Genomic DNA, 21,839 nt, shown 5'->3' with positions numbered 1-21,839 from the left:
CAAACTAACCAATATATGAAGGTGATCCTGTCAAAAAAGACGGGGAAAGAAATCAGTTCTTATTCTGAGGGATATGGAACATTCTACGATACTGATTATAAGAAACAGGGAATTGTGGATTCTTTAGGCACTATTACATTTGAATCACCTTACAAAGGAAGTATTCTGCATGTTTTCAAAAACCGGTTTATTCTCTATTCTGAGGAAGGAAATGGCAGAAAATCAGCTGTTATTGATGAAAAGGGAAAAGAACTTATTCCTCTGAACGATCAGGAATTTAATACACCGTGGTGGAGTGAAGAATGCATTATTTTATCAAAACAGAATTCAGAAGCCGTTTATGATTTTAACGGAAAGGAAATCATTCCTTACTCGGAAAAGATCCGTTTTTCAGGGAAGAACAGGCTTTTTGTTTTAAAAGACAAAAAATGGTTTCTGTATGACTTTAACGGAAAGCAGCTCAACAATCGCGAATTTAAAGAAGACTATAGCTTTGAAGAGGACAGGGCACTTATCATTAATGAAAATGGAGAAAGTGAAATCATTGGTAATAACGGGCAAACGCTGCACAAATTTTCTAAACAGGTTGTCAACATCAATGCTTATCCTTATCTGATTACTAAAAATAAAAGTACAGGAAAGTATGGCTTGATTGATGCGGAAGACAATACGATTGCCGAAGAAATTTTTAACGATATCACTCCGGAATATTTTGGCAAAAAAGAATATATCTATCTTACGAAAAACGGAAAGACAACAGTTTTCAGTAAGAAAGACGGAAAGCTGTACGCACAGACTTTTAAATACGTAAATCCTTTATTAGGTAATTTATTCAGTGTTTATAATGATAAAGCAAAAAAATCCGGCATTATAGACCTGCAGGGTAACATCATTTTTCCGCAGGAATACGATTTTATCAAAAGTTTTACTGTTTCAGGAAAAGATTTTATTTACCTTAAAAAAGGAAATGAAGAACAATTCTTAGATAAAGATCTTAAAAATATTGTAGGAGACGGAGTTCAGATTTTCGGGTTTTATCCCGACAATCTTATCATTGGAAAGCAGGACCGCTATTATAGATTTTCTGTAAAAGATCATTCTATATCTGAGTTGAAAAATATCAGCGAGATTAAAAATGAAGATGTTGACTATTTTAATCCTCTCAATCAGTATTCAAAACCTTTGGTCTGCAGAAATACAGACAACTTTTATGGAATCCTGGATGGGAAGGGAACAGAAATTGTACCGTTTGTATACGAAGATATTATCACATTCGGAAATGCTGAAAACGAGATTGTCGTGAAAAAAGAAGGAAAATTTGGGGTTTCCAATTTTCAGAATGAGCCTTTGAAAGACATTATTTATGATAAATACTTTTGGCAGAAAGAGGTATTAAGACTGGATAAGAGTAAAAAAACAGACTTTATTTATTTCACCAGATTTAAAAATAATTCCGTTCAACTTTAATGAAAATTCTGATATTCATCAAAAAAAAGCTAGTATTTTGACAATTTAAATGGGTTGAATAACATTTTATAATATCTTTGCAAACCGTTTAATTCCAGAAAGGAATTGTAGAAACATGAAGAGGCAGCTGTCACTAGCTGAACGAGTTATAAAAAATAATTGTCAATAGATATGAAAATATTAGAAGGAAAAGTAGCACTAATTACCGGAGCTACAAGAGGAATCGGTAAGGGAATTGCTGAAATGTTTGCTCAGCAGGGAGCAAAGGTAGCATTTACCTACGCTGGCTCTGTAGACAAAGCAAAAGAATTAGAAGCAGCTTTAAGTTCTGTAACCCAAATTAAAGGATATCAGTCTGACGCATCAGATTATGATGCTGCTCAGAAATTGGTGGAGGAAGTAATGGCAGAGTTCGGGCAGATTGATATTTTGGTAAACAATGCAGGGATTACAAAAGATAACCTGTTATTGAGAATGTCCAAAGAAGATTGGGATCAAGTAATCAAAGTAAACTTAGATTCAGTTTTCAACCTTACAAAGGCAGTAATTAAGCCGATGATGAAGGCAAGATCAGGATCTATCATCAATATGACTTCTGTAGTAGGTGTGAAAGGAAATGCCGGACAAGCCAACTATGCAGCTTCTAAAGCCGGAGTTATTGGGTTTACAAAATCTGTGGCATTGGAATTAGGATCAAGAAATATCAGATGTAATGCTATTGCTCCCGGATTTATTGAAACGGAAATGACTGCTGTTCTGGATGAAAAAACCGTTCAGGGATGGAGAGAAGAAATTCCAATGAAGAGAGGAGGACAGCCAGCGGATATCGCCAATGCATGTGTATTCTTAGGCAGCGAAATGTCTGCATACATTACCGGACAGACGTTAAACGTTGACGGTGGAATGTTAACATAAAAAATGAAAAAAGTACAGAATATAGTTTTATTCTTGTCCGTTTTACTATTCATCGGTCTGACATACATTAGTTTCTTTAATGTATATCAGACCGATGATTATTTTTGGTCCTATACAACCAGAAAAGTGGGACTACTGGAAAGTTTTAAAGAAACTTATACAACATGGGGAGGAAGATATTTTGGGTATTCTATCAATATGTTTAATCCCGTCTTTTATGACAGTAACAATATTGTTCCGAAAATCTATCCCGTCTTTTTAATGTTTTCCTTTATTGGAATTTCCGCATTAAACCTGAAAGAATATTTCCACTATTCTCTGAAAGAATCTCTCAAAAAAGGCTTCCTTTTGTTTTTCTTTTATACCATACTTCTGGTAAGCCTGCCTGAGCATTACTTCTGGATCACGGGTTCAAATATCTATTTCGTTCCTGTAATTTTAGCAGGTATTTTACTCTATTTTATTAAAAAAAATAAAGATACTGGAGAGAATATCTGGTTTTATCTTTCCATACTGCTTGTCGTAATGCTGATGGGTTCTAATGAAATTCTGGCATTGATTGTATGGGGAATTCTGTTGGTATCTTATTATCAGAAACGTAATAAAAAGAACTTGTTTTTGGCACTCCTGGGAACCGTTTTCCTGCTGGTATGTTTTCTTGCACCAGGAAATTTCAACAGAATGGGAGAGGTAGAAAGAGGTGTTGTAAAATGGTTGAAAAGGATTGCTCTTTTTGGTGCTGATACAGCATATGTAGGGCTTAAGGTTATCGCAGTACTTCCATTGTTTATTAAGGTTTTTGAAGAAGAACTCAGGAAAATCGCTACTCAGATACTGTTGAAAAAAGCTGTTTTATTCTGGTTGGTTTCATTGATACCTTTGTTATTTACAGGGTATATTCTGACCGCCATTGCAAGGCAGTTTGAAAGTATCATCTTCTATTTTTTAATTAGTTTTTCACTAATCGTCTTTTTCAAATTTGAGAAAATTAAAAATTTTTGGTGGGTTTCTCTTTTCATTGTTTTTCTACCTGAATTGAAAATTTTCCCCGAAAAGTATTCTTATTTTAACATTGATTTTAATGGTGGAAATATAGTTATGGAGCTTTTGACTACAAATCTTAAGGAATATGAAAGAGAGATGAATCAGAGAGTTGATATAATTAAAAACTCGTCTCAGGATTCTGTTGTGGTAGATAAAATAAAAGAAGTTCCCAGAATTTTATATATGGATGAAATGGCTTCTGTAAAAGAGGAAAAAACCTATGTAAATGATCATCTTGAAAAATATTTCAATAAAAAATACATCAGAACAAAAGAATAAAGGCTTTAGATAAATATTCTAAAGCCTTTTATTTTTAGTCTTTAAAAACCTGATTTTCCTGCTCCTGGACTCTTATAAAAGTAGTTCTCTTGGAAAGTTCTTTAAGCTTTGAAGCACCTACATAAGTACAGGTAGATCGTACACCTCCTAAAATATCCTTTACGGTTTCTGAAACAGGACCCTTATAGGCCACCTTTACTGTTTTTCCTTCAGAAGCACGATATTCTGCCACACCTCCGGAATGCTTATCCATGGCTGTTTTAGAACTCATTCCATAGAAAAGGCGATATTTTTTACCGTTTTCTTCAATCATTTCGCCACCACTTTCATCATGTCCGGCAAACATTCCGCCCAGCATTACGAAATCTGCACCGCCACCGAAAGCTTTTGCTACATCACCGGGAACTTTGCATCCGCCGTCAGCAATGATATGCCCTCCCAAACCGTGAGCAGCATCTGCACATTCAATAATCGCAGAAAGTTGAGGATATCCCACTCCTGTTTTTACTCTGGTCGTACACACAGACCCAGGTCCAATACCTACTTTAATAATATCTGCACCTACCAGAAGAAGTTCTTCTACCATTTCTCCGGTAACCACATTTCCTGCTATAATAATCTTATCCGGGAAATTGGCTCTTGCCTTCTTCACAAATTCAACGAAATGCTCAGAATAACCATTGGCTACATCTATGCAAAGAAACTCAATTTTTGGGTGCTTATTGAGAATCTGTTTTATTTTCTCTTCATCAGCTTTTCCGGTTCCGGTACTCAGTGCAATATACTGATGAATACTTTCAGGCTGGCTGTTGAGAAACTTGCTCCATTCCTCAGGAGTATAATGCTTATGAACCGCGGTAATAATTTTCTCCTTGGCCAGTTCTACTGCCATTTCAAAAGTTCCTACCGTATCCATATTGGCAGCAATTACAGGGACTCCTGTCCATCTTTTTCTGGTATGTTTAAAGGTAAATTCTCTCTGTAAATCAACTTCCGAGCGGGATTTTAAAGTAGAACGCTTAGGGCGGAACATTACATCCTTGAACCCGAGTTTTATGTCATATTCTATACGCATTTTGTAATTATTTGTCAGAATAAAGGTAGTGAATAATATGAAATAGTGTATTTTTGAAACAATGGATTTTCCTGTAACATTTCATATTTTCGGCAAAACAATCCTTGCGCATCCGCTTTTTGAGGCTGCCGGAATGTTTCTGGGCATGAGATATTATTTTTATCTGAAACGTAAGTCTAAAGAAAAACTTTCCTTCAATACTTCTGCGGCAGTTTTAATTGGTGCTACTGCCGGAGCTTTGATCGGTTCCAAGCTGATCGGTAATCTTGAAAATCCTTATGCATTGTTTGAAAATTTTTCTGTCAGAAAGGTCTGGTCAAACAATACTATTGTAGGCGGACTGGCTTTTGGTTTATTGGGAGTAGAGCTGGCAAAAAAGATTGTACATCATAAAGAAAGTACGGGAGATCTTATTGTTTTTCCCCTGATATTGGCCATGATTATAGGCAGAATAGGATGTTTTCTTACAGGTATTGGTGAAGAAACATATGGTATTCCTACTGATTCTGTTTTTGGGATGCATTTGGGGGATCAATATCTCAGACATCCTGTTGCCTTGTATGAAATAGCCTTTTTACTTTTTCTGTGGATTGGATTAAAGTATATTCAGAATCGTAAGAAGTACACCTCAGGTTTTATTTTTCAGCTGTTTATGCTCAGCTACTTTTCGTTCCGATTCTTTTTGGATTTTATTAAACCAAGAATAGAAATCATTGGAAATATAGGTACAATTCAAATGGTATGTATCTGTGTAATTATTTACTACATTTATAAAATCAAAAATACCGGATCTTTATATTTAAAATATTCAAGATGAAAACATTAACTATTTTAGAAGGCAATCTCAATCTGGCTGGAGTAGTGGTAATGATTATTGGTGCAATTATTTTGGCTGCACTGGTTTTTTCCCTCATCGTCGCTTTTATTACAAAACTTATTTATGAAAGGAAAGGAGACCAAAAATTCACCAGAAAACAATTTATCCAGACCATGCTGATATCTCTTCTGATCTGTGGATTAATCAGCGGTTATATTTGCGGAGGACTTTAAAAAATTTGCTATGCCAGTAAGAAATTATACGTATTACGATTATACCATCAGTCTTTGCCCGGAATGTCTTAAAAGGGTAGGTGCCAAAATCATTATTGAAGATGAAGCTGTTTTTATGACCAAAAGATGTCCGGATCATGGATTTTTTAAAACAAAAATAGCTTCTGATGTACAGTATTATAAAAATATAAGAAACTATAATAAAGCCTCTGAAATGCCCTTCCATTTCGGAACCGATGTGGAATATGGCTGTCCCTATGATTGTGGACTATGTGTAGATCATGAACAGCATAGCTGTCTTTCTATCGTAGAAGTTACAGACCGTTGTAATCTTACCTGTCCAACCTGCTATGCAATGTCCTCACCCCACTATGGAAGTCACAGAAGCCTGGAAGAAATTGAGGCTATGTTTGATGTTATTGTAAAAAATGAAGGGGAACCGGACGTGGTGCAGATCAGTGGAGGAGAACCTACAATCCATCCGGAATTTTTCAAAATTATGGATATTGCCAAATCAAAACCGATCAAACATCTGATGCTGAACACCAACGGAATCAGAATAGCCAATGATCCGGGATTTGCTGAACAGCTGGCGACCTATGCTCCCGAGTTTGAAATTTACCTTCAGTTTGATTCATTTAGACCTGAAGTCCTGGAAGATTTCAGAGGGAAGGATCTTACCGCGGTCAGAATGAAAGCACTGGAAAAACTCAATGAGCTTAACCTTTCTACGACACTGGTTATTGTTCTTCAAAAAGATAAAAATATTGATGAAATAGGAAAAATTATAGAATTTGCCCTGAAACAGAAATGTGTAAGAGGAATTACCTTCCAGCCGGTTGAAATTGCCGGAAGAAACCGGGAAGATTCTGCTCATGAAAAAATTACCTTAACTGAAGTAAGACAGGAAATTATCAATCAGTTTCCGTTATTACATTCTGATGATATTATTCCCGTTCCATGTAATCCGGACGCGCTGGCTATGGGATATATCCTGAAACTTCAGGGCGAAACAATTCCTTTAACCCGATATATCAATCCTGCAGATCTTCTGAATAATGAATCAAGGAATACCATTGTTTATGAACAGGATAAAGGATTGCATATGCAGCTGCTGGATATTTTCAGCACCGGAATTTCCGTAGATAAAGTTCAGCCTAAAGTCAATCAGTTACTGTGCTGCCTGCCGGAGGTTTGTGCTCCGGATCTTGACTATGATAACCTTTTCAGAATAATTATCATGAACTTTATGGATGCTCATGATTTTGATGTAAGAGCGGTGAAGAAGTCATGCGTACATATTGTCAATAAAGACCTGAAGTTAATCCCTTTTGAAACGATGAACCTTTTCTACAGAGATGAAAAAAAGGCTTATCTGGAAGAACTCAGAAAAGAAGATAGAGTATTATTTTAACAATATAAAAGCAAAGCGTGAAATCTGATTTCACGCTTTTATTATTTCCTTGTTATTTTACTTCTTTTACATCTTCAAAAGTCATCACTTCTTCCAATGTTTTCATGTATTCATACGCAGTAAGATCAAACTTTACCGGAACAATAGAAATATATCCGTTAGCCAATGCCGTTTCATCGGCATCTTCAGAATCGTCCATATTGTTGAAATAACCTGTTAACCAGTAATATTTTTTACCGTGTGGATTGATTCTTTCATCAAAGCTTTCTTCCCATTTGGCATGAGCCTGCTTACAGACTTTTACACCTTTTATTTCTTCCGCCGGGAGTTTTGGAATATTCACGTTCAATACAATTCCTTTTGGCATTGGATTTTCCAATGTTCTTCTTACGATATTCTGAATAAATTCTTTAGCCTGGGTAAAATCTGCTTCCCAGCTGAAATCCAGCAGTGAGAATCCAATAGCAGGAATTCCTTCCACACCAGCTTCTACCGCAGCAGACATTGTACCCGAATAAATTACATTGATAGAAGAATTTGCCCCGTGATTGATCCCTGAAACCACAATATCCGGTCGTCTTTTCAGAATTTTATCAAGAGCCATTTTTACACAGTCTACAGGAGTTCCGCTGCAGGAAAAATCAGTCTGCGGGCCGTCCAGGGTAACTTCTTCGTAACTTAGGGTAGAGTTGATGGTAATAGCGTGGCCTTTTCCACTTTGGGGAGAGTTGGGGGCTACAACCACTACTTCTCCGATTTCATTCATAAAACTGACAAGATTTCTGATACCAGGAGCTGTAATTCCGTCATCATTAGTCACCAGAATAAGTGGTCTTTCCATAAATTATCTTTAATTTTTTATTTAAATAGAGTGAGTTTGTTCATTTTCAGAATTGAACAAATAGATTTTCAACACATCAAATGTAGGTAAAAATCAGACGCCATAAAATACCAGATTGGGATTGGCTGTTGTGAAAATAGAAATAAAATCCTTCTGCTTTTGCTTCAGAGAGTGAAGATCAAAGCACCAATAAAGAAAAATACCAGATGCAGAATATCTGACTAAAATGAAGGAAGTTTACTATGAATTTTATTTTATCAAACTCAGAATTTTACAGGTGCTTCCCATGAAAATCTGTTGTTATCCTGTGAAGAACACCTGTAAAGCCTGATAGTTTTAATGTTAAGTGGTTGTACAAAATAATAAACTAGTCGAGAGGTTTTCTACCGGAAATGATATTATAAAGAATAACAATAATAGCAATAACCAGTAAAACGTGAATTAAATAACCTGTGCTCATTCCGGGAACGACTCCTAGCATTCCCAATAGCCAAACAACGATGCAGATGACTGCTACTAACCATAATAAACTTTTCATGACTTAATATTTTGAATTTGTATGATTAATTCTCTGCATATTTTATGCCTTTATGATATGAAATTGATTTTTGTGGTATGTGTTCTTTAGTTTTTAACTAAAAAAACAAAGCTTCACATATGCCTGAGAAAAGGCTGATCTGTATCATTTTGTAATCAAACAGCCTGATAATAGGAAATGGCTGACACTGTCCTGATTATTTGTCAATCTCTTTAAATAAAAATCGTCAAAACTGTCGATATTTGTAAATAAGGTATTAAATTTGATCATTTGTAACAGTACCAAACTTACTGCTACTAATTATTATACTTATTTTAAAAAAATTAATAAATAAAGACAGTTTATGTGGAAAAATTTCAAACTGAATAAATTTTTACTCCTTATTCCATTAACCAGTCTAATGTTTTGTTTCAACTCGCCACAGAATGACGATGAAAAGATGCAGACGATAATGGTGAGCGTAAAAAACACACTTTCTTATCTGCATTATAGCCCGAAAACTATCAATGATGCCTATTCGAAGGACGTTTATAAGCATTATTTCGAATTGGTAGATCCGGCAAAAAGATATTTTCTTCAATCTGATATGGATGAATTCAGCAAGCATGAAACCAAGCTTGATGACTATATCGGACAAGGTGATCTTACATTCTATAAGCTTACGATTGACAGGCTATACCAGAGAGTAGATGAGATTGATAAAATCACACAGGATATCTTCAGCAAGCCCATCAATCTTCAGGAAGATGAAACGCTTACTCTTGAGCCCAAATTAAAAAAAGTACCTGCCAACAAACAGGAACAGTATAATGAGTGGAAAAAATTCATCAAATACAACATCCTTCAGGAAGTTGAGTCGATGAACAGCAAAGAAGAAGCTCAGAAAGAAAAGAAAGACTCTGTTCAGAAATACAAACTGAAAGATACGATCAAATTTAAGCCACTTACTCAGGACGAGAAGATCAAAAAAGCGACTGATGAAGTAAAAGATCTGGTAAAAGATACTTTCACGAGATTCAAAAAGAGAAAGAAAATGGATTGGTTTACCGTGTATATGAATGCTTATACAGAAGTATTTGATCCGCACACCAACTACTATTCTCCAAAAGATAAAGAAGACTTTGATACCCAGTTTACCGGAAAAGTTATCGGTATCGGGGCTTTGATCCAGGAGAAAAAAGGAAATCTTTACTTAGGAGCGCTTACTATTGGAGCACCGGCATGGAAGTCGAAACAGCTTTCAGAAGGAGATAAAATCCTGAAAGTAAGATCAAAGCCGAAAGAAGATGCTGTAAATGTAGTGGGAATGCTTTCTGATGAAGCAGTACGTTTGATCAGAGGTGAAAAAGGAACTCCGGTAACCTTAACTGTTCAGAAAAAAGACGGTACCATTAAAGATGTAACGATGATCCGTGAAGAGGTTGCTATCGAAGATACATTTGCAAGAAGTATTGTTGTAAATGCTCCAAACGGTAAAAAATACGGTTTCATCAACCTTCCAAGTTTTAATGCTGACTTTGAAAATGCCAAAGGAAGAAATGCTTCTGATGACATCAAAAATGAGATTATTAAGCTTAAAGCCCAGAATATTGAAGGAATTATTCTTGACCTTAGAAATAATGGCGGAGGTTCTTTAACTGAAGTAGGCGATATTATGGGACTTTTCATGGAAGCCGGGCCTTATGTTCAGGTGAAAGATGGAAATGGAAAAATACAGACGCTTAAAAATAAAAACGAAGCTCCTATCTGGACTGGTCCGCTTGTCATTATGCAAAATGAACTTTCCGCTTCCGCTTCAGAAATCCTTGCAGGTGTAATGCAGGATTATGGAAGAGCAATGATCATCGGATCTCCGCAGTCTTTCGGAAAAGGTACCGTTCAGACTTTTGTGGATCTGAACAGATTCCTGAACACAGAAGATGATTTCGGATCTTTAAAGCTGACGATCCAGAAATTCTATAGAATAACAGGAGAATCTACCCAGAGAAAAGGTATCGTTTCTGATATTCAGATGAAGGATTTCTTTACTTATGCTGAAGTAGGAGAGCGATATGATGATTATGCATTGGCCTGGGACAAAATTTCACCTACAAAATTCCAGAAACTGAACTATTTCAACATTCAGGCGCTGGAAAAAGCGAGTGCAGACAGAATGGCTAAAAACAGCAATTATCAGTTGTTATTAGAATCCGCTCAATGGAGGGAAAAACTGGATAAAGAAGAAAATATCACTTTGAATATTACGAAGTTTAACGAGCTGATGAAGAACAGAAAATCTCAGATTGAAAAGTTCAAAGCTTTGACGAAATTTGAGAACGGCCTTCAGTTTATCATGTATCCAAGTGAAATTGAAAGAGAGAAAAAAGACGAAGCTTTCAAGAAAAAATCTGAAATGTGGATCAAGAATCTGAAAAAAGATCTTTACCTGCAGGAAGCAATGAATATTGTATCAGATATGGGAGCTAAATCCTAAACATAAAAAACCGCTAATCAAAAAGATTAGCGGTTTTTTTATTGAATAAAGTAGATTACTTAATTTCTACACATCCCACTCTTCCTCCTGCATTTCCGGTAGGCTGAGTATGGAAATCATCTGCAGCGGCATGTACAATAAGACCTTTTCCAATGATGTTTTTAGACTCATCTGTACAGCCCAGACACCATTTGTCTGTCTTGAAAGTCAATGTTGCTGTTCCGTTCTGATCAGCAACCAGGTTTCCTATATCTCCCATATGGAAATGTTCAGCACCCCATTTACCATGATCATTCTTTGAAGGATTCCAGTGGCCGCCAGTAGAAGTTCCGTCTGCAGCTGAGCAGTCTCCTTTTTCATGAATGTGTACCGCATGGATTCCAGGAGTAAGGTTGGTAATATCCAGCTTCATGGTTACTTCATTTCCATTTTGAGTAAACTTCGCTGTTCCCCCTGTCTGTGTTCCGCTTTTGGCATTTACAGAGTATGTTTTTGTGGTTCCGCATGAAACGGCAAAAACTGCAAATCCCGCCAATAATGCTAATGTTTGTACTTTCATTTTTTTAAATGATTTATAGTGATTTTACGATAAATTTAAAAAAGATTTTCCAAAAGGCTTTATGATCTCACTCTTTTTTGAAAAACTTAGTTTAAATGATTGCTTTAATACAGGCTGTTGTGACCTTAAATTCCGAAACTTAGCCTGAGACTTACTGATTTAAAACGAAGTAAAAAAAGCTTATTTTAGTAGCTGGGAAGCAGTGTATAATCTGATCCTTGGAGAAAGAAAAGAAAATGATTATTCTGTATACATTCATTAGTGAAGAAAAACATCAGTCACGTTTAGACCGATACCTGCCTGCTTTTTCTCAGGAGGTTAATCAGAATATCCTGCGATACAGAAGATGGCAGGATGTGCAGATTTCTTTACTGGGAAAGGTGCTTTTACAATATGGTCTAAAAACATATTATAATATTTCTGATGTAAAAACAGGAGTTCTTCCCAATAAAAAGCCTTACTTAAAAGACCATCATATTCATTTTAATATATCGCATTCCAAAGAGCTTGCGGTCTGTGCTATTGCAGAATATCCTTTGGGAATAGATGTTGAATTCAGAGATCCGAAGATCAATTATCAGGATTTTATATTTCAGATGACGGCCAAAGAGCTTCAGAAAATTCATGATGCTGAGGATAAAACGAAAGAATTCTTCACTTATTGGGCAAGAAAGGAAGCTGTAATAAAGGCTCATGGAGCAGGGATGATGCTTCCGCTGGATTCTTTTGAAGTGGTCAATAACGAATGCAGGATTGAAGAAGAAAAGTTCTTTACCAGAGAAATTTTTATTCATGAAGATTATCAGGGTTATATTGCATCTTCAGATCGGAGAATTAAAGAAGATGTTCTTTTATTTAAAAGATTTGAAGAGGAGATCTCGTGACAAAAAAAGCGTAATGACCTCCAGACAATAGCAATAAAAGACAACAGACTTTCATTCCGGAAAAATATCTTTGTAAACTAATAATTTTGAAGTGGAAGAGTATAAAAAACGGATTGTAAAAACAATTCAATATATTGATAACCATATTGATGCAGATCTTTCTCTGGAAAAAGTTTCAGAGGTAAGCGCCTATTCTCCGTATCATTTTCACAGAATATTTAAGCTGGTTACGGGAGAAACCCTTCAGAATTATATTATCAGAAAGAAAATAGAGAAAAGTGCTCTCCATTTAGCGGTACATAGAAATATGGAGATTAAGGAGATCTATTGGGATCTTGGGTTTTCCAATCATTCTGTTTTCTGCAAAACATTCAAAAAATATTACGGTCTCGTGCCCACAGAATTTCGCAGATCAGCACCGGAAAAATTTCATAGGATTTTACAAATACAAAGCAAAAACGGACAAGTTGATACGGTTTTCAGCCAATACATTTGCAATATTGAAAATCTGTTAAACTGGACTAAAATGAATTTAAAAATCGAAGTAAAAGAAATGCCGGAAATGAATCTGGCATCCGTAATGAGCCTTGGAATGGCCAATGTAGAACCTTCTTTTAATATCCTTATAGACTGGGCAAAAAAGAAAAACCTGTTTCCGCGGCAAAATCTTAAAATGATTTCTGTTTATCACGACAGCTGCAAAATAACACCTCTCGATAAGGTAAGGATTCATGCCTGTATGCTTTTGGATGAGAAACTGACTCAGCAGGACGGGGAAGTCTTTCCAGAAACATTAGAGGGCGGAAAGTACATTGTAGGAAGCGGAGAGGTGACATTGGATGATTTTGAACAATGTTGGGTTTCTTTGTTCTTATGGATGAATGAAAACAATTACACCATGAGAAGAATCTTCCCTTATGAAATCTATCACTCCAATTTTAAAGAACATCCGGAAGGAAAAATGATCGTGGATTTTTGCATTCCGGTTCATTAATTACCATTCGGGAGCAAAAGAATGCCTTTCAGTAATATATTTTTTACAGAAAGGCATTTCTCATGCTATTTTTGATTCCAGAAAACAATAAAAATGAAAACACAAGGACAAAACATACTGTTTCTGATTCTTCTTCTCACTTCCATTATGGGATATTCCCAGGTGAAAATATCGGGGAAAGTATCCTTCAAAAACAAAGGAGTCGCCGAAGTAAATGTAACGCTGAAAGACACCTATGATGGGGCTACAACAGATGCCCAGGGTAATTTTACCTTTGAAACTTCAGAAAAAGGAGCTCATACAATTACTTTTACCCACCCGAAATATGAAAATGTAGAAAGATCAGTTTCTATTGAAAGTCAGGATATTTCTTTGAATATTGATCTTAAAGAACAGATCAGTGAGATTGATGCAGTGGTGGTTTCTGCAGGATCTATTGAAGCCAGCGATAAGAAAAGAGCAACAGCATTACTCACTCCCATTGATATTTATACTACAGCAGGAGCAGACGGACAGATTTCTTCGGCATTAACTTATCTTCCTGGAGTTCAAAAAGTAGGAGGAACGGAAGGTTTGTTCATCCGTGGAGGAACAGGAACCGAGTCTAAAATCTTTATGGACGGAAGTCTTATCAATAATTATTTTTCCAATTCAGTTCCGGGAATTGCGGGAAGAGATCAGTTCAATACTTCGCTTTTTAAAGGAAATATCTTCTCAAGTGGTGGTTATTCGGCGTTGTACGGCCAGGCCCTTTCGGGAGCTTTAATGCTGGAAAGTGTGGATCTTCCGGATGAAACTTCCTATAATTTCGGGATTTCACCCATTTTCCTGAATGCCGGATTTCAGAAGTTAGGAGATAATAAAAACTATTCTTACGGAGCTACAGCAGGATATTCTCTGCTAAGCCTGATGCAGAAAGTCTTTAATTTTAATACAGATTTTGTTGAAGCTCCGCAAGGTCTCAACGGAGATCTGAATTTCAGATTTAAAACAAAATCAGGAGGCTTTTTCAAATATTACGGAATGTTCAATTCCAATAAAATGGGTGTAAAGTCGGAAAGCCTTGAACCTGGATCCGATTTCAGTCTCGTAAAGCTTAACGGTAAAAATACATTTCACAACCTTTCTTTTAAACAAAAATTCGGAAAATATCTGCTTAATATGGGCGGTTCTTATTCCTACAACAGATCGGATCTTCATTTTTCTACAGAAACCAATGATATTGAATCCAACAGAAGCCAGCTTCTTACCGATGGAAACTATCTGAACTTCAAAGCAGTTCTTGAAAGAAAAATAAACAGAATCAGTGCCGTAAGAGGAGGAATTGAACTGAATAATACCGATGAAAATCTGAATTTTGAAGCGGTACGGAAACATTATAAAGATTTGATCTCCTCTGCTTTTGTAGAAACTGATCTTGGCTTCAGCAATGCTTTATCAGCGAAAATAGGGGTGAGAGCAGAACATTCTTCATTTTTAGGAAAGGATAATATTGCGCCTCGTTTTGCGATTGCCTACCGCCTTGCAAAAGACTGGACCACTTCGTTAGCGTACGGGACTTTTTATCAGAATCCTGAAAGTAAATACATCAATGGACCTGCCAATCTTGGTTTTCAGAAATCACAGCATTATATTTTCCAGGTTCAGAGGGCTTCAGAAGGCAGAACTTTACGTTTTGAGGCATTTTACAAGAAATATGACCAACTGATTAAGACGTTCAATATTACCCAGAACAAAGAGCAAAATCAGCAGATTCAGACTGCTTTAAACAATGATGGCTACGGATATGCAAAAGGACTGGAGTTTTTCTGGAGAGATAATAAAAAGACATTTGAAAATATCGATTACTGGATCAGCTACTCTTATCTGGATTCAAAAAGAGATTTCCTGAATTATCCGGTAAGCCTGCAGCCGAGTTTTGCAGCAGAACATACCCTTTCAGCAGTCGCAAAAAGATTTATTCCTGAATGGAAGCTTGGGGTTAATTTATCATATACTTACGCAAAAGGACGGCCTTATTATGACATTGCCTCCACATTTAAAGATGGAAAAGTTGTAAATTTTATCCGGAATGAAGGAACACTTAAGGATTACAACGCATTGAATTTCAGTGTCAATTATCTTCCGAATATCGGTAAAAAAGATGCGAAAGCCTTTCCTGTATTTGTATTGAGCATCAGCAATATTTTAGGATCAAAGAATGTATATGGCTATAATTTTTCAGCCAATGGCTCCAGAAGCTCTGCTATTGTTCCGCCAGTCAATACTTTTGTATTCATAGGAGCATTTATAAGTTTTGGAGTAGATAAAACAGATGATGCTATCAATAATAATTTATAAAAAACATATCTTAGAACACACAATAAACTAACTTTTAAAATTTAATATCATGAAAAAATACCTTTTAAGTTTTGCTTTAGCTTTGGTGAGCTTAACGGCCTTTGCACAGGCAGATTACGACAAAATAATGTCTGAAAAAATTGCGAAAATTGAAACCTGTAAAACCCCGGAAGATTTCCAGGCTCTTGCAAATGATTTCCAGAGAATAGGAAGTAAGGAAAGCTCAAAGTGGTTACCTGCTTACTATGCAGCATTTTCTTATATCCAAAAAGGAAGAACCCTGATGAGGGACGGAAAAATGCAGGAACTGGATGGTATTGCAGATCAGGCAGAGAAAAGTCTTTCATTGGCCCAGAATCTTGCAGGAGCAGATAATGCGGAAATTCATCTGTTGAAAAAAATGTCTTATTCCCTGAGAATGATGGTGAATCCTGCACAACGTTATATGACAGACGGGGCAAGAGCTGCTGAGGAACTTAATATTGCAGAAAAATTAGATCCTTCAAACCCAAGAATTGCATTGATCAAAGCAGAAGATGTCTATTTTACTCCCGAACAGTACGGAGGAAGCAAAACCAAAGGATTGGAACTATTTAAAGATGCTCAGGCAAAATTTACAACATATAAGCCTAAAACAGCTTTAGATCCTAACTGGGGAAGAGGAGAAGCCGATTATTTCCTAAGCTTACCGGCAGAAAAAGCAAAGTAGTTTTCTCTATATTTCAAATCAATCAACCTTCACAAGTGAAGGTTTTTTTGTACCGTTCAGAACGAAAAATCAGCCCTTCGGTAACAATTAATTTTTGATACCTTTAATAAAAACTAATTTTGAGTCAAGAAAACAGATCATGAAACGGAAAAACTTTATTGTACTATTCTGGGTATCGCTTGCAGTCTCCATGTTTTTCTTTTTTGTCTTTACAGAAGAGAAGAATCTTGAAAACTTTTTATATACCCTGCTTATCTCTTTTATTTATTCTTTTGTATTGGGAGGAGGAAACGGAATGCTGAACAGTTTTCTGAATAAAAAAATTCCATGGTCGGAAGCTACAACGAAAAGAGCGGTTATCAGTATTATTTCAATTATCGTAACCAATTTTGTGCTGGTTTATTTTTGCAATTATGTCAATTTTGTACTTATTCAAAAAGCGGCTACTACAGAAGAGTTTTTCCTTGGGAAATATAATTTCCTTAATTGGTTTACCATCAATATTGCGTTGTTGATTTCTGCTTTCCTGCATGCGAAAGGTTTTATGGAAGAACTGAAAAAGACTTCCAAAAAAGAAGTGGTGGAACAGAAGCTGATCGCCAAATCCGCCAATGCCCAGTTTGAAAGTTTAAAAAACCAGCTGGATCCGCATTTCCTTTTCAATTCTCTGAATGTTTTAAGCTCTCTGATTGATGAAAATCCGCGACAGGCACAAAAGTTTACCGCTTCAATGTCAAAGATTTACCGGTATGTACTTGAACAAAAAGATAAAGAGCTGGTAACGGTGGAAGATGAAATAGAATTTGCCAGAACTTATTGCGAACTTTTAAAAACAAGGTTTGAAGACAGTGTAGACTTTACTTTTGATGTCGCTAAAGATGATTATCAAAAATATGTAGTTCCACTGGCTTTGCAGCTCTTGCTGGAAAATTGTATCAAACACAATTTTGCAACTTCATCAAAACCTTTGGTCATCAGAATTTTTTCAGACGGAAATACGCTCTGCATTGAAAATAATCTTCAGGTAAGAGAACAGATCAAAGAAAGCTCAGGAATTGGTCTAGCCAATATTGTACAGCGTTATTCCCTTATTACAGAGCGAAATGTCTTCATCGAAAAATCTGAAGATCATTTTAAAGTAAAACTTCCAATGCTCGTGGCTAAACCACAAGTTTCCATATCAAAACCTGAAGATGATTCTGCAGCTTACCAACGGGCACAAAAAAGAGTAAAAGAGATTAAGAGCTTTTACATGAACCTTATTTCTTACTGTACCGTAAGCGCCTTTTTAATCTTTATCAATCTTTTTACAAGCAGCAGAAATCACTGGTTCTGGTTTCCCGTACTGGGATGGGGAATAGGTGTTGCTTCTCATGCATTTCAGGTGTTTGGAGTAGGAGAATCATGGCAGGAAAAGAAGATTCGTGAAATTATGAACAAACAAAAAAAATAGAACCATGGGAAGATTTGACGAAAACGATATTGAATATCAACGGGCAAGAAGGCAGGTAGAAAGACTGCGTGGATTTTACGGACATGTATTCGCTTATATCGCAGTGAATGCTCTGATCGTTGTCTATAATTATATGCACCTGAAGCCTGGTGAAAGCTATTTTCAGTTTAAAAATTTTTTTACGGCAACTTTCTGGGGAATAGGGCTTGCAGCTCATGCGGTGACCGTTTTTCTGCCGCAACTTAATTTTATCAGGAAATGGGAAGATAAGAAGATCAAGGAACTGATGGATAAACAGAAAGATCACTAAAAAGGAAATTTTAATCTAAAAAAATTCTTTACAATGAATACCTTATCAACGCTGTTCTACATTTCAATGGCCGCCTGGTTTCTCACGGAATTCCTTTACAAAAACATGTTGAAATCTGGTAAAGAAGACCAAAAGAACAAGGATAAATCCACACTGAACATCTTATGGCTGGCGATTCCTTTTTCCATTGTTAGCGCAATATTCATGTCTTATAATTCTCATTTTCCGATGGCTGATGGTGTCTGGATTCTTTACCTGGGTGAACTTTTCATTCTTATTGGGATTATTGTCAGGTATGTGATCATCAGATCTTTGGGGAAATATTTTACGGTAGATGTTACCATCAGACAGGATCATAAAATCAAAAAAGAAGGGTTTTATAAATACCTGAGACATCCTTCCTATGCTTTTTCCTTGCTGACTTCTCTTGGCCTTGGTTTGTATTTAAATAACTGGTTGTCATTGATTTTTGCTTTTGTACCTCCGTTTTTAGCCTTTGCCTATAGGATAAAGATTGAAGAACAGACTCTGATAGAACAGTTTGGAGATGAGTATATTGAATATAGAAAAAGCACGAAGAAATTAATCCCGTTTATCTATTAATGACAGGTTTTTACGGTTCGGATAGCATAAACTACCATTCGGTCACATAAAATTGATTCGTGGCACTTTCCTGAGCTACCTTTGACTCAAGAAAAAACAAATCAACCTTTAAAAACAAAACATTATGGAAATTTTACCTGACAAAGAAACAATTGCTTACAGAAAAGCTTCAAGAAGAGTGAAAGACCTGAAAGAATTTTATGGAAACCTTACCTCGTACTGTATCATTATTCCTTTTTTAGCAATACTGAACATTGTAACTGCTCACGGATATTTATGGTTTTTATGGCCTGCACTGGGATGGGGAGTAGGAATTGCATTTCATGCCATAAGCGTATTCGGAATTGGTAAAAGCTGGGAAGAAAGAAAAATCAGAGAACTGATGGAGAAGGATGAAAAACAGAAAATAAAAACACTTTAAACAATAACTTAAAAACTTATAATATCATGGATTACGATACTGCCCACACAAGAACCAACAATATCAGAAAATTCTATAAAAGCCTTTTTATATTTGCCTTATTTGCCGTTCTGATCATTCCTGATGATATTTTTGGCGAAGAGATGATTAGCTTTCATTGGTTTGACCGATATACCATCCTTGGAATCTGGGGATTTATTATTCTGGTAAAAGCTGCAAAACTATTTCTCTTTGATTCCGAATGGGAAAAGGACATGATTGAAAAAGAACTCAGAAAAGAGAAAAAAACGATAAATTATTAAAATCTGTCCACTTTTATATAACTTTATTTCCTAAAATCTGACAACCAAAACTTAAACTCAATGATCAAAACTGTCATTATAGAAGATGAAAAACCTGCTTCAAGGAAGTTGGAGAGAATGCTGAATAACTTTCCTGAAATAGAGATCGTTGCCAAAATAGAATCAGTGGAAGAAGGTGTTGCCTGGTTTTCTGAAAACGAACATCCGCAGCTGATCTTTTCAGATATTGTTTTGGGTGACGGACTATCTTTTGATATCTTCGAAAAAGCACCTACCAAAGGTTTCATTATCTATACAACAGCATTTGACCAATATACCCTGAAAGCCTTTAAGCTGAACAGTATTGATTATCTTTTGAAACCTATTCTTGATGAAGATCTGGAAGGAGCAGTGGAGAAATTTAAATCCTTCATTCCTGCCAGCGATACCAATGGTTCTCAGGATATCAAACAGCTGATAAGAAAAGAAAAATCTACCCTTTCCAGAGTTCTGGTAAAAATAGGATACAACCTTAAGATTATTCAGACTCAGGAAATAAGTTGCTTTTTCAGTGAGAATAAAATCGTTTATCTTCAGACGGAAGACCGTACCTATCCATCAGATTTTACACTTGATGAGCTGGAAGATGTACTCGATGAGAAAAAGTTTTTCCGGGTGAACAGACAGTTTATTATCAGTTCGGATTATATCAAAAACATCCATACTTCGCCTTACTATAAAGTGGACCTTGAGTTTCAGCCTGAAGAAGAAATAACGGTCAGCAGAGACCGTGTGAAAGATTTTAAAGACTGGCTGGTCAGTTGATAAAAATTAAACAAAAACAAACACCATGGATCTTATACTATTTATTTTTAAACTGTTTCTTTCTCTATTTTATCCCTGAAAGATTGATCAGCAGGCATTATAGAAATCACTGGCGGATTGTACAAATTGGTGAAATGCTTCCGTAACTTCTTTTGAATGCTTGTGGGTAAGCGGAAACGGAACCATATGGGAATATTCAAACGGGAAATCTTTAATTTCAATAGCTACATTGATGTTCCTGTAGCCTCCCTGCAGCGTATTGAGTGCTTCTATCGGAGGAGCAACACTGTCTTTCTCCAATACATAAGCCTTGATCTGAGATTGGATTTCCTGAATTCTTTCCTCTCTTTCCTTCTGGAAATAATTGTAGCGGAGCATTTTCTTGAACCAGCTTTCCTGTGGATGCAATACTTCATTCTGATAATGTTTCAGACGTGAATCTGACTTAAAATCAGAGCTCAGCAATTCCGTAAAAACAGACTGCATTTTAACTGTTGCCTGAGTATCCATTATATATTTGGATATAGGAAACATCCTGTCGATCGTCATTCCTCCACAAAAACAAAATACTTTTGATCGGGTAAAATAATGATGAGGATCTGCCATTTTGATAATTAAAGCAAGAAATGATCCTATAGAATAGCCAAATAAATCCAGATTTGCTGTTGGAGAAATACCCTTGATTTTACCCTTTTTAATGTCTTTTACCACTTCTGTGATATCAGAATAGGTCTGGAGGCCGGACCAGAAAATTCTTTGAGGATGCGCTTCCAGTCTGGAACTTATGGCTGCATTTACATAGGAATAATTCATATTTTCCGGATACTTTTTTTTCCTGAAACTAACCACTTCCATCATATGATGACGGTCACTCCAGATAGGTTCTGCACGATCCATATGAAATGCAATAGGAAATAAAATGATGGCCTTTTGTGTTCTTTGAGCCAGTTCATAGGCCCATGGCAGGTATTTATCCCATTTCTTTTCATTCAATCCATGGAAGAAAAACAAAGCTCCTTCGGCTGTTTCTATATCTGCCCGCTTCAGGATATGATATTCAAATCTTTTATTGCATTCAATATCAAAATCTTTGATATCTACAGCGGGTTGGTCGTACAAGAGATAAGCATTTTTGTTGATTTCGAGGGTTTGCTGATGTTTGTTGCAATGCTGATTTTCTGAGCCGTAAAGCAGGTCACAAACCTTGGATTCAAAAGGAATTGATTCAATGCTTACATTCAGTTCCTTTAGTTCAGCCCTGTCTTTTCCGGAATCAAAATGATTTTTCAAAACTTCATACAATTCATAATATTCCATAGCAAGACGATTGAGGGGTTCATATTTAGAACCATCAAGTTAGAGAA

General features: G+C 36.1%; 22 protein-coding genes. 17 read left to right on the top strand and 5 right to left on the bottom strand.

Annotated features, from left to right (window positions below; translation table 11 throughout):
• Window positions 1-15 precede the first annotated feature (15 nt).
• The 3 genes from FFS26_RS06085 to FFS26_RS06075 all read left to right on the top strand — a co-directional run bounded on the left by FFS26_RS06085 (window position 16) and on the right by FFS26_RS06075 (window position 3,705).
• Entirely contained in the window at window positions 16-1,467 is a 1,452-nt protein-coding gene (locus FFS26_RS06085; protein ID WP_137904547.1) for a WG repeat-containing protein, read from the top strand.
• 171 nt (window positions 1,468-1,638) lie between these two features.
• Entirely contained in the window at window positions 1,639-2,382 is a 744-nt protein-coding gene (gene fabG, locus FFS26_RS06080) for a 3-oxoacyl-[acyl-carrier-protein] reductase (protein WP_137904546.1), read from the top strand.
• A gap of 3 nt (window positions 2,383-2,385) precedes the next feature.
• Window positions 2,386-3,705, top strand: coding sequence for a DUF6056 family protein (locus tag FFS26_RS06075; protein WP_137904545.1), 1,320 nt, complete (start codon window positions 2,386-2,388; stop codon window positions 3,703-3,705).
• A gap of 34 nt (window positions 3,706-3,739) precedes the next feature.
• On the opposite strand, the gene FFS26_RS06070 is transcribed toward FFS26_RS06075, so the two are convergent.
• On the bottom strand, window positions 3,740-4,780 hold the full coding sequence (locus FFS26_RS06070; RefSeq protein ID WP_110008965.1) for a GMP reductase: 1,041 nt from the start codon (window positions 4,778-4,780) through the stop codon (window positions 3,740-3,742).
• A 61-nt stretch (window positions 4,781-4,841) separates the two neighbouring features.
• Here FFS26_RS06070 and FFS26_RS06065 point away from each other — a divergent pair, with 61 nt between their 5' ends.
• From FFS26_RS06065 to FFS26_RS06055, 3 genes are read left to right on the top strand one after another with little or no spacing between them, the layout of a single operon-like run.
• A complete protein-coding gene (locus tag FFS26_RS06065; protein WP_110008966.1) occupies window positions 4,842-5,597 on the top strand; it encodes a prolipoprotein diacylglyceryl transferase in 756 nt (251 codons plus the stop codon).
• Window positions 5,594-5,830, top strand: coding sequence for a hypothetical protein (locus tag FFS26_RS06060; RefSeq protein WP_110008967.1), 237 nt, complete (start codon window positions 5,594-5,596; stop codon window positions 5,828-5,830). Before FFS26_RS06065 ends, FFS26_RS06060 begins: the two co-directional genes overlap by 4 nt.
• 10 nt (window positions 5,831-5,840) lie before the next feature.
• Entirely contained in the window at window positions 5,841-7,244 is a 1,404-nt protein-coding gene (locus FFS26_RS06055; protein WP_110008968.1) for a radical SAM protein, read from the top strand.
• Between the two features lie 52 nt (window positions 7,245-7,296).
• On the opposite strand, the gene surE is transcribed toward FFS26_RS06055, so the two are convergent.
• On the bottom strand, window positions 7,297-8,085 hold the full coding sequence (gene surE / locus FFS26_RS06050; RefSeq protein WP_110008969.1) for a 5'/3'-nucleotidase SurE: 789 nt from the start codon (window positions 8,083-8,085) through the stop codon (window positions 7,297-7,299).
• Window positions 8,086-8,452: 367 nt separating this feature from the next.
• Window positions 8,453-8,623 (bottom strand): lmo0937 family membrane protein, encoded by a 171-nt coding sequence (locus tag FFS26_RS06045; RefSeq protein ID WP_110008970.1) that lies wholly within the window; start codon window positions 8,621-8,623, stop codon window positions 8,453-8,455.
• Between the two features lie 343 nt (window positions 8,624-8,966).
• Here FFS26_RS06045 and FFS26_RS06040 point away from each other — a divergent pair, with 343 nt between their 5' ends.
• Window positions 8,967-11,096, top strand: coding sequence for a carboxy terminal-processing peptidase (locus FFS26_RS06040; protein ID WP_110008971.1), 2,130 nt, complete (start codon window positions 8,967-8,969; stop codon window positions 11,094-11,096).
• 55 nt (window positions 11,097-11,151) lie between these two features.
• Here the strand turns inward: FFS26_RS06040 and FFS26_RS06035 are convergent, their stop codons facing one another.
• Window positions 11,152-11,655, bottom strand: a complete 504-nt coding sequence (locus tag FFS26_RS06035; RefSeq protein ID WP_062672846.1) for a superoxide dismutase family protein — start codon at window positions 11,653-11,655, stop codon at window positions 11,152-11,154.
• Window positions 11,656-11,891: 236 nt separating this feature from the next.
• Between FFS26_RS06035 and FFS26_RS06030 the strand changes: the two genes are divergently transcribed.
• The 10 genes from FFS26_RS06030 (at window position 11,892) to FFS26_RS05985 (ending at window position 20,475) form a co-directional block, all read left to right on the top strand.
• Window positions 11,892-12,539: a 4'-phosphopantetheinyl transferase family protein gene (locus tag FFS26_RS06030; RefSeq protein ID WP_137904544.1), complete on the top strand. Its 648-nt coding sequence runs from the start codon at window positions 11,892-11,894 to the stop codon at window positions 12,537-12,539.
• A gap of 91 nt (window positions 12,540-12,630) precedes the next feature.
• Window positions 12,631-13,533 (top strand): GyrI-like domain-containing protein, encoded by a 903-nt coding sequence (locus FFS26_RS06025; protein ID WP_110008973.1) that lies wholly within the window; start codon window positions 12,631-12,633, stop codon window positions 13,531-13,533.
• Between the two features lie 93 nt (window positions 13,534-13,626).
• Window positions 13,627-15,873 carry a TonB-dependent receptor gene (locus tag FFS26_RS06020; protein ID WP_137904543.1) on the top strand — a complete coding sequence of 749 codons (2,247 nt, stop codon included), beginning with the start codon at window positions 13,627-13,629 and terminating at the stop codon, window positions 15,871-15,873.
• Window positions 15,874-15,922: 49 nt separating this feature from the next.
• The gene (locus tag FFS26_RS06015; RefSeq protein ID WP_137904542.1) at window positions 15,923-16,582 is read left to right on the top strand and encodes a hypothetical protein; all 660 of its coding nucleotides are present in this window, start codon (window positions 15,923-15,925) and stop codon (window positions 16,580-16,582) included.
• Between the two features lie 139 nt (window positions 16,583-16,721).
• A complete protein-coding gene (locus FFS26_RS06010) occupies window positions 16,722-18,035 on the top strand; it encodes a 2TM domain-containing protein (RefSeq protein ID WP_110008976.1) in 1,314 nt (437 codons plus the stop codon).
• 4 nt (window positions 18,036-18,039) lie between these two features.
• On the top strand, window positions 18,040-18,345 hold the full coding sequence (locus tag FFS26_RS06005; protein WP_110008977.1) for a 2TM domain-containing protein: 306 nt from the start codon (window positions 18,040-18,042) through the stop codon (window positions 18,343-18,345).
• Between the two features lie 33 nt (window positions 18,346-18,378).
• Complete coding sequence (locus FFS26_RS06000; RefSeq protein WP_110008978.1) at window positions 18,379-18,948, top strand: methyltransferase family protein; 570 nt, start codon at window positions 18,379-18,381, stop codon at window positions 18,946-18,948.
• A 124-nt stretch (window positions 18,949-19,072) separates the two neighbouring features.
• Window positions 19,073-19,369: a 2TM domain-containing protein gene (locus FFS26_RS05995; RefSeq protein WP_110008979.1), complete on the top strand. Its 297-nt coding sequence runs from the start codon at window positions 19,073-19,075 to the stop codon at window positions 19,367-19,369.
• Window positions 19,370-19,395: 26 nt separating this feature from the next.
• Window positions 19,396-19,671 (top strand): 2TM domain-containing protein, encoded by a 276-nt coding sequence (locus FFS26_RS05990; RefSeq protein ID WP_137904541.1) that lies wholly within the window; start codon window positions 19,396-19,398, stop codon window positions 19,669-19,671.
• A 60-nt stretch (window positions 19,672-19,731) separates the two neighbouring features.
• The gene (locus tag FFS26_RS05985) at window positions 19,732-20,475 is read left to right on the top strand and encodes a LytR/AlgR family response regulator transcription factor (protein WP_082798753.1); all 744 of its coding nucleotides are present in this window, start codon (window positions 19,732-19,734) and stop codon (window positions 20,473-20,475) included.
• Window positions 20,476-20,562: 87 nt separating this feature from the next.
• Here the strand turns inward: FFS26_RS05985 and FFS26_RS05980 are convergent, their stop codons facing one another.
• Window positions 20,563-21,792 carry a DUF6051 family protein gene (locus tag FFS26_RS05980; RefSeq protein WP_137904540.1) on the bottom strand — a complete coding sequence of 410 codons (1,230 nt, stop codon included), beginning with the start codon at window positions 21,790-21,792 and terminating at the stop codon, window positions 20,563-20,565.
• Window positions 21,793-21,839: the final 47 nt, after the last annotated feature.

It is taken from the genome of Chryseobacterium sp. 2VB (assembly GCF_005503635.1).
Classification (GTDB): Bacteria; Bacteroidota; Bacteroidia; order Flavobacteriales; family Weeksellaceae; genus Chryseobacterium; species Chryseobacterium cupriresistens.
The sequence above is the reverse complement of the archived record's forward strand: the minus strand, read 5'-3'. Positions and strand labels throughout refer to the sequence as shown.

Coding starts and splice junctions, on each gene's coding strand:
- FFS26_RS06085 (WP_137904547.1), top strand. CDS start 16: ATGAAGGTGATCCTGTCAAAAAAGACGGGGAAAGAAATCAGTTCTTAT.
- fabG (WP_137904546.1), top strand. CDS start 1,639: ATGAAAATATTAGAAGGAAAAGTAGCACTAATTACCGGAGCTACAAGA.
- FFS26_RS06075 (WP_137904545.1), top strand. CDS start 2,386: ATGAAAAAAGTACAGAATATAGTTTTATTCTTGTCCGTTTTACTATTC.
- FFS26_RS06070 (WP_110008965.1), bottom strand. CDS start 4,780: ATGCGTATAGAATATGACATAAAACTCGGGTTCAAGGATGTAATGTTC.
- FFS26_RS06065 (WP_110008966.1), top strand. CDS start 4,842: ATGGATTTTCCTGTAACATTTCATATTTTCGGCAAAACAATCCTTGCG.
- FFS26_RS06060 (WP_110008967.1), top strand. CDS start 5,594: ATGAAAACATTAACTATTTTAGAAGGCAATCTCAATCTGGCTGGAGTA.
- FFS26_RS06055 (WP_110008968.1), top strand. CDS start 5,841: ATGCCAGTAAGAAATTATACGTATTACGATTATACCATCAGTCTTTGC.
- surE (WP_110008969.1), bottom strand. CDS start 8,085: ATGGAAAGACCACTTATTCTGGTGACTAATGATGACGGAATTACAGCT.
- FFS26_RS06045 (WP_110008970.1), bottom strand. CDS start 8,623: ATGAAAAGTTTATTATGGTTAGTAGCAGTCATCTGCATCGTTGTTTGG.
- FFS26_RS06040 (WP_110008971.1), top strand. CDS start 8,967: ATGTGGAAAAATTTCAAACTGAATAAATTTTTACTCCTTATTCCATTA.
- FFS26_RS06035 (WP_062672846.1), bottom strand. CDS start 11,655: ATGAAAGTACAAACATTAGCATTATTGGCGGGATTTGCAGTTTTTGCC.
- FFS26_RS06030 (WP_137904544.1), top strand. CDS start 11,892: ATGATTATTCTGTATACATTCATTAGTGAAGAAAAACATCAGTCACGT.
- FFS26_RS06020 (WP_137904543.1), top strand. CDS start 13,627: ATGAAAACACAAGGACAAAACATACTGTTTCTGATTCTTCTTCTCACT.
- FFS26_RS06015 (WP_137904542.1), top strand. CDS start 15,923: ATGAAAAAATACCTTTTAAGTTTTGCTTTAGCTTTGGTGAGCTTAACG.
- FFS26_RS06010 (WP_110008976.1), top strand. CDS start 16,722: ATGAAACGGAAAAACTTTATTGTACTATTCTGGGTATCGCTTGCAGTC.
- FFS26_RS06005 (WP_110008977.1), top strand. CDS start 18,040: ATGGGAAGATTTGACGAAAACGATATTGAATATCAACGGGCAAGAAGG.
- FFS26_RS06000 (WP_110008978.1), top strand. CDS start 18,379: ATGAATACCTTATCAACGCTGTTCTACATTTCAATGGCCGCCTGGTTT.
- FFS26_RS05995 (WP_110008979.1), top strand. CDS start 19,073: ATGGAAATTTTACCTGACAAAGAAACAATTGCTTACAGAAAAGCTTCA.
- FFS26_RS05990 (WP_137904541.1), top strand. CDS start 19,396: ATGGATTACGATACTGCCCACACAAGAACCAACAATATCAGAAAATTC.
- FFS26_RS05985 (WP_082798753.1), top strand. CDS start 19,732: ATGATCAAAACTGTCATTATAGAAGATGAAAAACCTGCTTCAAGGAAG.
- FFS26_RS05980 (WP_137904540.1), bottom strand. CDS start 21,792: ATGGAATATTATGAATTGTATGAAGTTTTGAAAAATCATTTTGATTCC.